The 14,789-nt window shown below is 64.6% G+C and carries 16 protein-coding genes and 1 pseudogene; 13 read left to right on the plus strand and 4 right to left on the minus strand.

From position 1 onward, the window contains the following. Positions 1-146: 146 nt before the first annotated feature. On the plus strand, positions 147-1,139 hold the full coding sequence (locus tag GQY20_RS15280; RefSeq protein ID WP_232476064.1) for a DUF7146 domain-containing protein: 993 nt from the start codon (positions 147-149) through the stop codon (positions 1,137-1,139). Positions 1,140-1,182: 43 nt separating this feature from the next. Then, positions 1,183-3,225, plus strand: a complete 2,043-nt coding sequence (locus GQY20_RS15285) for a ParB/RepB/Spo0J family partition protein (RefSeq protein ID WP_157217984.1) — start codon at positions 1,183-1,185, stop codon at positions 3,223-3,225. 106 nt (positions 3,226-3,331) lie between these two features. Here the strand turns inward: GQY20_RS15285 and GQY20_RS15290 are convergent, their stop codons facing one another. Then, entirely contained in the window at positions 3,332-4,390 is a 1,059-nt protein-coding gene (locus GQY20_RS15290; protein WP_198350989.1) for a hypothetical protein, read from the minus strand. 152 nt (positions 4,391-4,542) lie between these two features. Then, positions 4,543-4,905: a hypothetical protein gene (locus GQY20_RS15295; RefSeq protein ID WP_232476065.1), complete on the minus strand. Its 363-nt coding sequence runs from the start codon at positions 4,903-4,905 to the stop codon at positions 4,543-4,545. 204 nt (positions 4,906-5,109) lie between these two features. On the opposite strand from GQY20_RS15295, the gene GQY20_RS15300 reads away from it, so the two are divergent. The 7 genes from GQY20_RS15300 to GQY20_RS32585 all read left to right on the plus strand — a co-directional run bounded on the left by GQY20_RS15300 (position 5,110) and on the right by GQY20_RS32585 (position 10,412). Next, a complete protein-coding gene (locus GQY20_RS15300) occupies positions 5,110-6,300 on the plus strand; it encodes a DUF932 domain-containing protein (protein ID WP_157217985.1) in 1,191 nt (396 codons plus the stop codon). Between the two features lie 56 nt (positions 6,301-6,356). Continuing rightward, complete coding sequence (locus tag GQY20_RS15305) at positions 6,357-6,950, plus strand: hypothetical protein (RefSeq protein ID WP_157217986.1); 594 nt, start codon at positions 6,357-6,359, stop codon at positions 6,948-6,950. 103 nt (positions 6,951-7,053) lie between these two features. Continuing rightward, the gene (locus tag GQY20_RS15310; RefSeq protein ID WP_157217987.1) at positions 7,054-7,341 is read left to right on the plus strand and encodes a DUF5983 family protein; all 288 of its coding nucleotides are present in this window, start codon (positions 7,054-7,056) and stop codon (positions 7,339-7,341) included. A gap of 91 nt (positions 7,342-7,432) precedes the next feature. Then, a complete protein-coding gene (locus GQY20_RS15315; RefSeq protein WP_157217988.1) occupies positions 7,433-7,621 on the plus strand; it encodes a hypothetical protein in 189 nt (62 codons plus the stop codon). Between the two features lie 264 nt (positions 7,622-7,885). Beyond that, entirely contained in the window at positions 7,886-9,136 is a 1,251-nt protein-coding gene (locus GQY20_RS32935) for a hypothetical protein (RefSeq protein WP_332836096.1), read from the plus strand. Then, entirely contained in the window at positions 9,136-9,807 is a 672-nt protein-coding gene (locus GQY20_RS15330) for an RES family NAD+ phosphorylase (RefSeq protein ID WP_157217990.1), read from the plus strand. The genes GQY20_RS32935 and GQY20_RS15330 overlap by 1 nt, the downstream gene beginning before the upstream one ends. 14 nt (positions 9,808-9,821) lie before the next feature. Continuing rightward, positions 9,822-10,412 (plus strand): hypothetical protein, encoded by a 591-nt coding sequence (locus GQY20_RS32585; protein ID WP_232476105.1) that lies wholly within the window; start codon positions 9,822-9,824, stop codon positions 10,410-10,412. A 31-nt stretch (positions 10,413-10,443) separates the two neighbouring features. Here the strand turns inward: GQY20_RS32585 and GQY20_RS32940 are convergent. Next, positions 10,444-11,127, minus strand: a pseudogene (locus tag GQY20_RS32940) (AAA family ATPase); the annotation flags it as partial. A gap of 641 nt (positions 11,128-11,768) precedes the next feature. Between GQY20_RS32940 and GQY20_RS15345 the strand changes: the two are divergent. The 4 genes from GQY20_RS15345 (at position 11,769) to GQY20_RS15360 (ending at position 13,864) form a co-directional block, all read left to right on the plus strand. Beyond that, entirely contained in the window at positions 11,769-12,239 is a 471-nt protein-coding gene (locus GQY20_RS15345; protein WP_157217993.1) for a DUF736 domain-containing protein, read from the plus strand. Positions 12,240-12,310: 71 nt separating this feature from the next. Further along, positions 12,311-13,312 carry an SLOG family protein gene (locus GQY20_RS15350; RefSeq protein WP_157217994.1) on the plus strand — a complete coding sequence of 334 codons (1,002 nt, stop codon included), beginning with the start codon at positions 12,311-12,313 and terminating at the stop codon, positions 13,310-13,312. Positions 13,313-13,323: 11 nt separating this feature from the next. Further along, the gene (locus GQY20_RS15355; RefSeq protein WP_157217995.1) at positions 13,324-13,566 is read left to right on the plus strand and encodes a hypothetical protein; all 243 of its coding nucleotides are present in this window, start codon (positions 13,324-13,326) and stop codon (positions 13,564-13,566) included. 61 nt (positions 13,567-13,627) lie between these two features. Next, positions 13,628-13,864 (plus strand): DUF6117 family protein, encoded by a 237-nt coding sequence (locus GQY20_RS15360; RefSeq protein ID WP_157217996.1) that lies wholly within the window; start codon positions 13,628-13,630, stop codon positions 13,862-13,864. 55 nt (positions 13,865-13,919) lie between these two features. Here the strand turns inward: GQY20_RS15360 and GQY20_RS15365 are convergent, their stop codons facing one another. After that, the gene (locus tag GQY20_RS15365; protein ID WP_269769754.1) at positions 13,920-14,390 is read right to left on the minus strand and encodes an SRPBCC domain-containing protein; all 471 of its coding nucleotides are present in this window, start codon (positions 14,388-14,390) and stop codon (positions 13,920-13,922) included. Positions 14,391-14,789: the final 399 nt, after the last annotated feature.

The following is a 14,789-nucleotide window of genomic DNA, read 5'->3' on the forward strand; positions in this document are numbered from 1 at the left end:
ATTTCCCGCTGTTTGCGGTGATATAGTCCTAGCGCAGGCATGATCCATTTTGGATTAAATCACCTCCAGATTGAGAGTCGGCCTCCTGTTGGGCCACTCTCGCTCCCATCTCGCCAGCGCGGGCGATGCCCGCCGGAGAAGCATCGATGAGCGTCATGAACCGCATCGCGTCCGATCGCGCGAGCCTCGCCGCGCGCGGCGCCGCCATCGTTCGCGCGCTCGGCGGACATTGGAGCGCCGCCGGTGGCATGTGCCGCTGCCCGGCGCATGAGGATCGCTCGCCGAGCCTGTCGGTGCGCGTCGGCGACACGAGCCTGCTCTTCAAATGCTTTGCCGGTTGCGATGTGCACGCGGTCCTGCGCGCCCTCGCGCGTCTCGACCTGACAACCGCAATGGCGGGACCAGTCGATCCCCCGATTCGCGCACCGGCGCACCGATGGCTGCTCGAGCGCATCACCGACCTCTGGGCGGAGGCCCGTCCAATCGCCGCAACACCGGCGTTCCGCTACCTCGCAACGCGTAGCCTCGCGCCGGACGCATGCCGCACCGATGCCATTCGCTATCATCCGCGTACCCCTTTGCGTCTCGCCAACCGGCTTCAGCACCGTCCCGCCATGCTCGCCGCCGTCCAGGAGGGAGGCACCATCGTTGCCCTTCAGCGCAGCTTCCTCGACGTCGATGCCGCGGCGCTCGCGCATGATCTCGACAATCCCCGCCGTATGCTGGGCCGACCCGGCCGCGGCGCTGTCCGGCTGGCACTCCCTGGCGATACGCTCGCGCTCGCCGAAGGCCTCGAGACGGCGTTCTCGGCGATGCATCTGCTCGGCGTGCCAGTCTGGGCGACGCTCGGCACCGAGCGCTTTGCGCAGATCGCCATCCCCCCGCATGTCACGCGGCTCATCCTGCTCCCCGACAATGACAGGGCGGGACGCGTCGCGCTCCGCCGTGCGCTTGAGGTTTATCGGACCAGGGACGGCGATCTTCGAGCGCGCTTCCCGCCCACGCCATTCAAGGACTGGAATGACGTCCTGCGCAGCGCCGGGGTGCGGCAACCGCGTGCAGAGGCCCGCAGCAAGGCCGCTATATACGCCGCTTGCGCGACGGATGGAACGGTGGAGGAAAGGGGGAGGGGCGGTTGACGCTCGGTCTGATGGTCAGGCCGCGCGCAATCGGAGAATCACAATGACCCAACTTCCTATCCTCGTCGCGGCGTCCAAGCTGACGAAATCCCCGACCAATGTCCGCAAGACCAGCGATCCGGACGCCGACGCACAGCTCGAGGCGAATATCGCCGAGCGCGGCATCATCCAGAATCTCGTCGGCTTGCCGGTCGCGCGCAAGAAGGGCCATTACCGGATCACCGCCGGTGGTCGGCGCCTCGACTGCGTCCAGCGACTGATCGAGGCCGGCACGCTCGACGCCGATTATCTCGTCCCCGTGCTCGTGCTGGCCGACGCCAAGGACGCGATCGAGATCAGTCTCTCGGAGAATTTCTTCCGGCTCGCCATGAACCCCGCCGAGGCCTGCCGCGCCTTTCAGGACATCATCGAGACCGAAGGCAAGACGCCGGCCGACGTCGCCAAGCGTTTCGGCCTGACCGAGCGGTTCGTGCTCGGCCGCCTCCGCCTCGCCTCGCTCGCCCAGCCGGTGTTCGATGCGCTCGCCGCCGGCGAGATCAGCCTCGACGTCGCGATCGCTTATGCGTCCACCTCCGACATCGAGCGCCAGGCGGCGGTCTTCACCCAGATGACCGGCAACTATTATCGCAACAATGTCGGCGAAATCCGGCGCCAGCTCGCATCGTTCAGCTATCGTGCCAATGATCCCCGCGCGCTCCTCGTCGGCCGCGACGCCTATATCGAGGCAGGAGGCCGGATCGACCGCGACCTGTTCTCTGATGCGGACACCGAGGCCTGGCTCGATACCCATATCGTCGACCAGCTCGCCGAGGAAAAGCTCGTCGAGGCGGCCGCCATCGTCCGTGAACGCGACGGCTTCGCCGAGGTGCGGATCGTGTCGGCGACTCACATTCCCTATAGCGACACCTACGAGCTCGAACCGCTTCGCGGCGATCCGGTCCCGCTGACCGACGCCGAGGAAGCGCGTCAGGTCGAGCTCGAAGCGGCCATTGCCGCGATCGAGGAGGAGAGCGGTGACGAGGAACTCAGCGAAGAGGAAGAATCGCGCCTGCAGAGTCTCGAGTCCGAGCTCAGCGCTATCGCCGACCGGGTGCCGCTGGTCAGCGACGAGCAGCGTAGCCAGGCGGTCGCCTATATCGTGATCGGGCAGGATGGTAGCCCGCGCCTCCACGAGCAGCTCTATATCGCGCCGGCCGCGGAGGAGCCCGCCGACGAGGACGAGGGTGACGCAGGGGCCAGCGAGGAGGACGCACCCGCCACGCCGACCAAGGCAATGATCAGCCAGCGGCTCGCGGATGAACTCGCGATGATGAAGACCGAGCTGATCGCCGTTCATGTCGCAGGGGATCCTCTGTTCGCCATCGATCTCGGGACCTTCCTCATGGTCGACGCCGCCAGCCGGAGCCGCGACGTGTGGGCGATACCCAGCGACCTGCGCGCAACCGCGCCGTCGCCGCGCGTCGCGGGCTTCGTCAGCGAGACGCGCGCCGCGTCTCGATGGTCGGCGATCGAGGAAGGGCTTGATCGCTCCTGGCTCGACCATGAGGAGATCGAGGGGCGCTACGATGCCTTCTGCGCGCTCGCCGACGAGAGCCGTGCCGCCTGGCTCGGATGGGCGATCGCCCGGACGCTCCACGCCGTACCCGCCGGCAAGGCTGGTAGTTCCTTCCTCGATCATCTCGGGCGCAAGCTCGGCATCGCCGTCGCGCACTGGTGGCGGCCGACCGCGCGCACCTATTTCGACCGGATCAGCAAGCCCACGATCCTCTCGCTTTTCGAGGATATCGGGGGGAGCGAACTGCGCCATCGCTATGCCGCCGCCAAGAAGCATGATCTCGCAGCGTCGGCGGAGCGGCTCTTTGCCGGCGACATGATCATGGAAGCCGATGGCAAGGAACGCGCGCTGGCGTGGCTGCCGCCGCAAATGCGCTTCGACGTCGCGGACGATGTGCCGGCTGTCGTGCGCGGGGAAGAGGCGGTCCCCCAGCCGGACGGGACCGTCCTCGGTACCGGCGACGCGCAGCTCGGCGAGGCCGATCAGTCGGAGACCGGCGAAACGCCGCCTGACCTGGCGGATGCGGCCTGAGCCATGAAAGGTCGGGGCGCGTTTCTATGGCGCGTCCCGACCAGGCTTGCGGCCGCCCGGCGGGCTGCCCCAATGGTATGCCCGCAACGCACTGCCCGCGCGTATGTCAGCCCGGCCGCTGTCCCTTTTTGCCGCCGATCAGCCATTTGAACAGGCGATCGGCCTTTGCGCGGGCATCCTCGAACACGCTGTCGCGCTCGATGAAATAGTTGAAATAGCCCGCCGGCGTGACCGGCTCGATCTCATGGATATCGACATATTTCATGCCGGCCTTCGGATCGATCACGCCCTTTTTGACGAGCGCGTTGATCCGCTTCATCGCATCGACCTCGGCCTTGTAGCCGACCGAGAACCACATCTCGGTATTCCAGTCCTGCACGTCGAAATAATTCTCGGGAAGATCCGCCTTGCGCCAGCCATTGGCGAGCGGCCGGCAGACGATGACGTCGTCGAACCCGTGCAGTTCCGACAGGATGCACGAGCGGTGATAGGCGCCGTCCATCTGCTCGGTCGGCATGCCGGCAAAGCCATAGAGCGACAGCCACAAGGCAGCCTCAATCGCCATGTTGTCGATCGGGAGGATCGGCTCCTCATCGTCGCTTTCCGTGATCCGCGGATCGTGCCCGCGCTGATCGGCCGGCACCGGCAGGCTCTTCTTGGTCAGGAGGAGATCGCGCGCCGCGTCGTTGCCGTAGAGCGCGCCGCGCCCCGACGAGGGGTCATAGCTGTTGAACACCACGCCGACCTGCTCGGGCGCGTTGAAGATATCGACCATCGTCTGGATCGACTCGGCGGTCCGCGCCGGCTTGTAAAGCTGGGCGGGGAGAAAGCGATCGGCGAAGAAATCGATGCCGAAGCCGAGATAAGGCGGCGTCAGAAAGCGCTTCAGCGCCTCGATATAAGCCGGCTCGAACACGCCCTTATAGCCAAACAGCGCGATCTTGAGCTGTGCCAGCGGATCGCCTTCGACCGCCGGATCGATGAGGCCTTTCCTGAGGTCGGGTTCGCCGCCTAGGAAAGCCGCCAGCACCACGATCTGGCCGCTCGTCGCGGTGATGAGGTCGGCCTGATAGGCATTCGCGCGCGCCGCCTCCAGGAAGCCCGCGCCATGGGCGTTGAAGCCGCCAAGCCCGGCCAACGCAAATGCCGTTTTCATGCGCGCCATGGGAATCCTCGCGATTGGGAATGGGCTTTATGCCGCACTGCACAATAACAGTCTTGGCCTTCCTCCGGAAGCGTTTCCCACCGGGATGGACGCAATCTGGCTACTCGTCCCGGGAGAGAAGAATATCGCGCGTCCCAGGCGTCAACTCCTGCTCATAATTCGAGAACCGCGATCGTCCGCTCGGCATAGCGCGCATCCCGTGGGTCAAAGCCTGCGATCGGCGTCACCGCTTCGGAGATCGTGACCGGGGCACGAAGCCCACTTACCTTGAAGGTGCCAAGCTTCTGCTCGAGAGGTTTAGCATCATTGCGCTCGATCACGACGCCATCGACATGGGGTTCGCCATGCTTCTCATAGAGGATGTGCGGCGCCAGGATGATCATGCCGCGATTATACGTCGCGCGCAGGCATAGATGGTGGACGATCGCCTGCCGCACCACCTCCACATCCGGCGTTGGCCCGGCGGCAAGGGGGCGATCAAGCTTCAGCGACAGGGTCTTGCGAATCCGTTCCACCCGGCAATGCTATCAGTCACGCAATCGGGCACAACCGGCACGGTCCCCGCGATTGCGATCATTCTGGACCCGTTGGCGCGATGCTGGAAGCCGATAGGCATACCGTCGCAAGACGCCTTGAGGCGCGAAAGGGAGGGAGGGGGTGGGAAGGGGTTGAGCCCGGCGCAGTCCAGCGCGGCTCGATCCCAGTCAGGAGGCACTCCCATGACCATGATGACATCCGCCGCGCCGCCGGCGCCGGCCCCCTACAAGGTCGATATCAGCCGAGGCCGCAATATCGGCCGCGTATCCTCTGAATGGTTCTCGCGCCCCGAGGATGAACGCTTTCTCTCGCTTCCCGAGCTCTATGCCAAAGTACGCGGCCGCGCGGATTCTGCGACGACCCGCATCATCGAGAGTCGTGCGGTCCGCGTTGAAGCCCGAAGCGAGGATCCCGAACGGCTCAGCCTCGTCGTGCCTGGCCGCGACGATCCCGTCGCGCCGACCAACTGGTCCTTCGGTCAGCTCTGCAGCCTCGTCGGCGCACCGTCCTCCTATCTTCGGACGCTGCCCGCCGCGCTTGCCGGCATCAACATGCAGCACGGACTGCTCGCGCATCGCGGCGAACAGGTGAAGCTTCTCGAGACGAACGACGGGCGCACCGAACTGCGCGCCGTGACCGGTCCTGATTACGGCCGCATCTGGGACCATGAACTGGTCGCCGCCGTCATGCGCATCGCCGGCGATGGTAGCGGCGACACGCGCTGGAAGGTTCCAGGCGTCCTCGATTGGAGCACGATGCACTATAATCCCTATGTCGATGTCTCGACCGACACGACGACGCTCTACGCCTCGGACCGCGATGTCTTCCTGTTTCTCGTCGATGACACGCACCCGATCGAGGCTGGCCGGTTGCCCAATGGCGAGCCCGATCTCTTCTTTCGCGGATTTTATTGTTGGAACTCAGAAGTGGGCTCCAAGACTCTGGGAATAGCGACTTTCTATCTGCGAGCGGTCTGCATGAACCGCAATCTGTGGGGCGTCGAGAATTTCGAGGAGATCAGCATCCGCCACTCGAAATTCGCGGCCAATCGTTTTGCCTACCAGGCTGAGCCTGCGCTCACCCGCTTTGCCGATTCCTCGCCCGCCAACTTCATCGAAGGCATCCGCACCGCACGCGCGCGCATCGTCGCACGCACCGACGAGGATCGCTCCGCCTTCCTGCGCAACCGCGGCTTTTCGAAGTCCGATACGGGCAAGATCATCGCCACCGTTCTTGATGAGGAAGGCCACCCGGCCGCCTCGCTGTTCGACTTCGTCCAGGGGATCACCGCCGTCGCCCGCGGCAAGGTCCATCAGGACGACCGTCTCGAGCTCGAGACCAAAGCGCGCAAACTTCTCGATCGCGCCAACTGACCCTCGTCGACAGGCTCGCCATTGCGGGCCTGTCGACCGCATTTCGGAGACAATCCATGGACAACGCCCCCGCATGTGCGGCGCGCACCTATCAAGTGTGCGCCCAGTTCCTGACCGATGGCGCACCCTTCGCCTCGGAGCATTGTGTCATCACCGTCGCCGACGGCCTCGATCCCTTCGCGATCGCCCAGGTCCGCGCCGACGACAGCCCCTACGCCAATCCCCACGTGCCCGACCTCTCGATTGCAATCGCGCTTGCGCCCGAGGAGCCTGACGATCCTTCGCTGCCGCCCGTCTCGGGAGCGGTGAGACCGATCTGCCCGAAGTGCGGAAGCGACGACATCGTGCGCGACGCGTGCGCCCGTTGGTCGGTCGAAGCCCAGCTATGGGAGCTTGAGGGCATCTATGACTGCCAGACCTGCAATGCCTGCGGCGCGGAGGGCGACGAGTTCGCGCGCTGGACGCTTGCACCTTCCACCGCGCGGCAGGATATCTTTCTGTGGGATGTGATCTCCGTGTTGCAATCTCCTGTTCTAGCACTGGACCTTCCCTTCCAGCGCTTCTGTCTCGGCGCCCTGGACCGGATGACCGTCGAGCAATGTGCGATGGCCTGGCACGCCGACGCGCGCATGCGCGCAGCGACCGCCTGAGCGCTACGGCACCGCCATTGAAGCGAAGGCGCGTCGGGAGCGCCACGGTCTCGGATCGCGCGATACCGCGCCATCTTGGACCATGCCGAAGGAGCCAGATATCATGGAAATCGGACGCTATATTGTGCTCAGCACCGCGCATCTGCGCTGCGCCACCGCCGAGCTCTTGACCGAATGGAGCCAACTTCCGCCAAGCGCCCAACCCTTGGCGCCCGCGCCGACCCAGTGCGGCTGGTTCCTTTCAACCCGTGACTCGCAGGGCTTGCAGAATGGCCAGCTGCCCGATGAGCTTGCGCCGATCCTCGCTTTCGGCCGAGCCTGCGGCTGCGCCTACATCCTCTTCGATTGCGACGGGCCCGAGGAAGACGCGCTCCCCACCTTTCCCTGGTAGGAGGAGGAGAGGGCAGGCGGGGATGTCGCAGGAGCTGGCCGGTGCGAGGTCGGCTTCAACGATTGTCTCCCTCTCGCAAAAGACCCGGTCCATGCCATCTCATTCCCCTCTCCGCGCACGGCTTGCCTCGTTCGAGCACGCCTATTTGCTTGCGATCCGGCTCCGAACCACAACCGGCCATCACCAGTTCGTCGTCAGGACATATGATCGGATCCAGCCGGTGCGCGTCGTTTCCGATCGGCCCGCCGAGCCGGCGCACCTCCTCGCCGAGGTGCGCTGATGGCCCGTCACCCAGCTTCGCTGTCTAGGGCGCCGTCTTCGATTCGACTGCCATGATTATTGAACGGGTGTCGCACGGTGAGCTGCTCCCCAAGGTTCAGCATTCAGCCATTTCACCTCGGAAACACCAGAACAGGCAGGCGATAGCGATTGCGGCTGAGCGTGTGCGCGATACTCTGCTTCGGCGGGCTGACGCCCGCCAGGCAGCCGCCACGGCCGGGAAGGCAACTAGCAGCACTGAAAGCGCCGCGCACTGTGTCAAACAATGGATGCCGAGGACGAATATATGAGCCGTCATGATCTTCAGCCCAAGGCGGGTCAGCCACATGTAGTCCGGGCGACGATCGGGTGGGACCGTCCTCTTCAAACCTTCTTCGCTCAGATTTTCTTCGTCACGCAGGATAAGCCGGAGGAGGGCGAGCCGCTCATCTGGCTTGGAACGGCGCCGGGCGAGCTTGCGACACCCGAGGCCGCTATCGAAGTGGTTGCGCCGCACGTCATCGTACCGGTGGGTCTTGCAGCGGAGCTCGACCGAAATGCGACAGACGATCGGCATCGCCGATGGGCGGCACCAGACCGCTGCGAAGCGAAGTCTCTTCGGATCGATCCACTAGCGCCCCCTCAGCTGCCTCGCCGTTCGTCCGCCAGGGAAAGCCTTCATATCAGACTCGCAATATCCACTATTTATGCTATATATTTCGATCGATATAGCGAAACTAGGATGCTTCGGATGGCAAGCGCGACCACCGCAAACAAAAAAGCTGGCCCTGGCGTACGGCGCCGAGGCGGTGGGAAGTCTCGCGCGATCTACGCTTCGAACCGCCTCGCGGCGGCCGCTCTGGACAATGGCCATGTCGTTGTCGATTTCTCGATCAGCCGCGACCCCGCCGATTTCACGCTCCTCAAGACGGCGCTCGCGGATGCAGGACCAAAGTCCGGTCCGAAAACCGCTGGTACAAAACTGACCGATACTGCGGTCAAGCTCCTCGCTGGCGCGTTCGAGAAGGTGGCCGAGCGATTCCTGCGGGACGCTTTCACGGTCGAGTTCGACAATCTCATCTCCGAATATCGCGTGATGCTGCGCGAAAATCTTGCCAAGGGTGACGACGCGGCGCTGAAGGCCGCGCTCAATCGCGCCCGGCTGCAGGAGCGCATTCTCGCGGGCACGCAAATGGCTGATCAGGCCGATGCCTGCGTGCTTCTCGGTCTGTCGGGCGCCAACCCTTCGGCAACGATGAAGCGCAAAGAAGAGAAGCACGAGCTTCTCCGCTTCACGGTCGATGGCCGCGCGGCCTATCCGTTGCTCCAGTTCGACGTCGAAGGGCGTCGGATCTACCCGGCTATGAGCCATATGATCGCAGCCAAGCCTGCCCATTGGAGCGACTTTCGCCTGCTCAACTGGCTGACACGGCCGCATCTCGACTTCGACGATACGCCGGGCGCAGCCCTCGGCAGTGAGCCTGATGCCGTGATTGCTGCCTTCGAGCGCGAAATCGAGCCCGAGGTCCATGGCTGATGCGGGTCAGCATCAAGATACCGCGCCCGGCCACCATGAAGGTCGGGAAGGAAGGCTATCATCTGCTGAAGGCTGGAACCGAACTGCACCGCATCCATCCGGAAGCGTTCGGCTCGACCCAGTTTAACGACACGGACAAGGGCAATGCGCGCTTCTCTCCGATCCGGAACAAGGCAGGCGCGATCATTCCGACGATCTATGTTGCCCAGTCCTTCGAATGTGCGACATGCGAAATCATCCTGCGATGCCCGGACACGCCTCCGCGCAACCGCACGAAAGTCGCTCCGCCCGAGATCGTCTACCCCAATGACTACCGATCCTATGCCCACAGCCATATTCGAACGACGGGGGTGCTGAACCTCGTCGACATCACGATCGCCGGTCAGCGCAAGATCGGCGTGAACGCGAACGCCCTGCTCGTGGGCCCGAAAAGCAGCTATCAACTCACCCGCAGCTGGGCCGAGAAGATCCATACCGAATGCCCGACCGCCCACGGCCTCTATTATGGATCCTACCAATATGGCCCCGAATTTGCCTTGGTTCTGTTCGGTGACCGCGTTCCCGACGATATCCTCGAAGCTGTGAGCAAGCGCGCCGTCGTAGATCCAGCCTGCCATGACGAGATCCAGAAGCTCGCGAGCGCGCTCTCGATCGACTATGAAGATGTCTGAGGGGGCTCGTTCATATGACCTCCTATTTCATCGACGAAAGCGGCCACGGCGGCGACCTTGCCTCGGCCAAGGATCTCGATTTCGCCAGCCAACCGATCTTCGTGCTCGCTGCCGTCGGCACGGATGAGCGGGTCGCGCTTGCGGCCGAGCTCGAGACTGTCCGGACGATGTGCGGCTGTGGCCCGGGCGATATCAAATCGTCCATGGCCCGGCTCCCGCAGGCGGTGCTGCATCTGACGCAGTTTTTGGGCGATCGCGGTGAGCCCATCTTCATCGAGATCGTCGACAAGCGCTTCTTCATCGCCATTCACATCGTCAATCACCTGCTCTGCGGGGGCATGTCCCTGGAGGCGGTCGACATGCCGAGCCGCAACGCGATCGCCGAGTTCCTGGCCGACGAACCTGCCGACGGCTTGCTGATGGACTGTGTCCGCGCCTGCCAATCGCCGGATATCCAGGCGATGCGTCAAGGCCGGCCGTGTCGCTCACGACATTGTCCCACGACACGTCAGCGGTATCGAAGCTCGACAAGCGGCTCTGCAGGATTGCCCTGGCGACGGCCTCGCTCGGAAGTTCATACTCGACCACATCGTCGAACCGCCTGAACAACGCCGGATCCAGCAATTCGGGATGGTTTGTCGCGGCGATGATGAGGCCGTCGCTCTCATCCTCCTCGAGAAACTGGAGGAAGGAGTTCAGCACCCGTCGAATTTCGCCCACATCGTTGCGGTCGTTGCGCCGCGCGCCGATTGCATCAAACTCATCGAAAAAATACACGCCGCGCGTCTCGGCCATCGCCGTGAAAACCGTCCGCAACTTCGAGGCCGTCTCGCCGAGAAACTTCGTCAGCAGGCCATCAAGCAGCACCGTGAACAGCGGCAATTTGAGCTCGCCTGCAAGCGCCGCCGCTGTCATCGTCTTGCCTGCCCCAGGCGGACCGATGAGCAGGAGCTTTCGACGCGGGCGGAGCCCATGCTGTCGGAGCCGAAGGTGCTGGCGTTGCTCGACCAGCACGCGCTGGAGTCGTTCGCGCAGCGTCTCGGGCAGCACCATGCTCGACAGTCTCGTGTCGACATAGCGTGCGGCAACGAGGTTCGCGAGGTCGCCCTTGGGTTGAACCAGCGGAACGGCCTTGCCGCGCGTCGGCGCCCTTTTCCGCTCGCGGGCGTCGTCGACGAGGTCGCGCAGCTGCTGGGCGAGCTTGCCATGGCCACGCCGGGCCTCATTCGCCGCAGCCTGCAATGCTATTGTCAGAAACTGCTCATCATCACCGTCGAAATGGCTCTGGAGAAGCGCAATGAGCTGCGTCGCGGTCGTCATGTGCGAATCGACTGAGTGGCTGCGCACATAGACTTCATCACCGACACCCGCGCTGTCTGTTCATGGCAATGCCCCGAAAAGTTCGGGAAAACGACCGCCCCAAAATCCCCGAAGGTTCTATCGCTGTTCCAACGGTAAGACAATCTTTCGCGAGTAAAGCGATGGATGACACCCGCTGTTCGCCGCTTCCAATATCTGATCACTCGGACTTTTCGATGCCTTCGGTCTGGTCGAGCGGAAGGCGATGATCCTTCTGCTCATGGCGCGGGCGTTGGATCAGGCGCGGGAGGACGGCCTGCGGGAAGAGCGTGGCGCAGCAGCGTCGGCAGACGCGTCGAGGTCAGCTGCGAACTGGGCGAGGGCGCGGGTTGCGCCGAGTCGCATCAATCCATCGCTCGTGACGTCTGATCCGCCGCGTGCTGCGCGCTTGCGCGCCAGGTCTGCAATGGCGCGAAGAGTCTGTTCGTCCATGCCTTCAACCTTACCCTTTGCACAACTCCTACGCCAGCAGGGCAAGGGGATAGGGCAGCGAACCGGCGCGACGCCATCGCGGGCGGCGACGGCGGGCAGAGAGGAGAGAGGGACTTTGGCGGGTGTCGTTTCGGGATGAGCCGAGGCGATGAACGTCAAAGGATAGTGACATGAACATTGGCGAGTTCAAGCAAAGCAACGGCCGTCTGCTGGGTTCGATCGCGACCCGGACGATCGATCTCCCCCGCCTCGGGTTGCGCCCGGTCGAAAGCGACAATGACAAGGCCCCGGTCTTCGAGATCGTCGCCCTCAATGTCGGCAATCGCTGGGTTCAGATCGGCGCGCTCTGGGAGGCAGTCGCCAGGAACACCACCGGCGAAGCGTTCCTTCAGGGCTCGATCGACGATCCGAGCCTCCCCGAACCGCTGCCGATCGCGCTCTTCGGCTCGCCCGCCGAAGGTATGCGGGTCGCCTGGCGCCGGCCCCAGCGGCGGGACGATTTCGGGTCCGCCGTGCGCACCGGCCGCAGGGATTATGCCGCCCAGCAGCAGGAGGGGTTCGGTGACAGCACCGCCGGATCCGACGGAGATCTGATGGGAGCGGGGGCCGGCGGACCGGTCGATGACGAAATCCCCTTCTGATCACCCTCTCGGGCCGGGAGCGCCGTCGCGCGCTCCCGGCTTTTCTTGTCTTTTGTCCAGGGAGATCTGCCATGCTCCGCTCGATCCATCACCTCGCCGACCTCAAGGCGCTTTATGCCGAGGCCGTCGCCACCCCCGAATTCCAGGCCGCCTTCGGCGAGCCGCTCGCCCTCTCAATCGTCGAACCGGGCGAGATGGCCGCCGAGCATGAGATGCCCGAACCCGTCGCGGCCCAGGCCGATTGTGCCGGCATCGTCGCCGCGCTCTTCGATCTGTTCACCGGCACCCGTCTCGAGCCGCTCGCGCCCGAAATCGCTTGGGGGTTCGTCAACTCCTTCCACTTCGTCGCCGGCAAGCTCGAGCGCCGCGAGGACGCACTCGCCGACGAGATCGGCGAACTCGCGCGATCTCCCGACAAGAGCGAGGTGTCGACAACCGCGCTCGAGGAGAAGCAATTGCTCTGCCAGTCGACCGCCGAACAGCGCGAAGCGATCGAGTGCATGCGCGACTATGCCGCCGAAATGTATCGCGCTCTGTCGGGGTGGCCATGGTCACCCGCGCGCGGGACGCGCGCCTCGCCCGCCTCCTCGGCGAGCCAGATCGCAGCGCAGGATTTCCTGCGCCAGCGCAGCCTCGCCGCCCGCGAACGGACCATGCCGCAAGGCCCCATCGTCGTCTTCTCCGGACCGGCTCTATGGGCGGACTGGGCGCCGATCTGGGAACGGCTGGATCAGATCAGGGCCCGCATCCCGCACATGACCCTCGTCACGACCGGGCAGCGCAAGGGAGCCGATGCGATCGCTGCCACCTGGGCCGCACGTCCCGAGATCGGCGTCCCGATCGTCGCCTATGGCCTCTACGGGGCGGGCCGAAAGGTCGCCTTCACCCGCAACCGCAAGCTCGTCGAGCTGAAGCCCGTCGAAGCGGTGCTGTGCGAGGGTTCGGGCCTGCAGGCCAATCTCTACCAGCTGCTGCGCCAGGCGGGCGTGCCGATCCATGCCTTCCGCAAGGCCGACCAGGCCGCCGATACGATCATCACCCGCCCGGGCTCCGCTCGGCGTGCGGCCGCCTGAGGAGACACGCCATGCATGTCGACTATTGCATCACCGGATCCTTTCCGGTGCCCAAGGGGACGCGACCGCGCGAAGGCGTTGCCAACCAGTTCGTGCTGCCCTCCGGGGAGGTCATTGCGGTCTATCCGGTCATCGAGATGGCGAGTGCTGCCGACGCCGACGACCATCGCGACCTCACATGGGACGAAGCGGACGCCTATGGCATCGCGCTCGAGCTTTATGAGCGGGCCTGCACGCTCGAAGAGAGTGACTGACGCCATCCCGCGCAACGCTCCCGCATTCATCCCCGCAACATCATTGTTGAGGAGGCCTGCCATGGCTATCCCGGACACCTTTCGGCGCAACTTCGACACCCTCAAGCGTGCGGCGCAAGCGGGTGATCTCGCCCTCATGGAATGTCGCTGCGCGCAGACGGGCGAACCCCGTTATGTCCTGTGCGCCGTCGGCCGCGACGCCGAGGGCAATTATCGGATGACGCCCTTCGGGCATCTCCACGACGGCAATCCCTTCGAGGCCTATCTCCCGCCGGGGGATGACCAGACCACGACTTGACGTCCCGACCAGCGGTCGTTCGGCTATCGCCCGAACGGCCGCTTTTCTGCTGTCGCTATTCGGTGAGGCGCGCCAGCTGGCGCAGCGAGGCCGTCATCCCGTCTTGATGATCGCTCTGGGAAATACCGGCCGGAACCCCCTCGGCGCGCAGCGCCACCTTGGTGCCCTCGCGCGCCGGCTCGAACAAGGTGGTAAGGCGCATCACCCCGGCAAAGGCCGGATCATCGCTCACGAACCGGACCTCCTCGACCACCTTCTCCTCGGCATAGAGCGCCACGAACCGGGCATGGACCTCGTCCTCGCCAGGCCGGCTCTTGCCATGTCTGTGGGGCTGGGGACCGCCATAGCGCAGGACCATCCGGTACCCGCCGCCGGCGCGTGGCTCGAAAGCGGAGAAAGAAGCGGTCATCCCCTCGGGGACACGCCAGGCGGCGAAGGTTTCAACCTCAAGAAAGGTCCGGAACAAAGTGCGCGGGCTTGCCAGAATGACCCGCGAGACACTGTCGATTCGACCTCCGTTGACCAAGGAAACTCAACCCCCAAACCCATTTTCAGCTCTGCATGAAGCCGCGCGCGGCGCGGCCTTTCTAGGCGAGCGGCGCGCAAAAGTCGCCATCGCATCGCGGTCGGCGAGGGCGGAAGGGGTGTGGCGGAAGCCTCGCGGTCTCTCTCCATGCCCTGCGAGGGGCATCGAGCCCCCCGCAGGGCAGCTCTTCCTCTCTCTCAAGTCTTTTCAGGGTGGCACGGGACCGCGTCGGCCTCAACGACGACGGGGCCCCACCATTTTCCTTGGCGGATCGGGCCGCGGCTCTCCTCCTGCAGCCCCGGTGGCCGCCAAAGAAAATCGTGACCCCCATCGCCGCTCGCGCGGTCGGGCTTCGCCCGATCCTTGACCCCGCCGCTCGGAGCCCGTGCCGTGGGGGGA

The organism is Flavisphingomonas formosensis (genome assembly GCF_009755815.1).
GTDB classification, from domain to species: domain Bacteria; phylum Pseudomonadota; class Alphaproteobacteria; order Sphingomonadales; family Sphingomonadaceae; genus Flavisphingomonas; species Flavisphingomonas formosensis.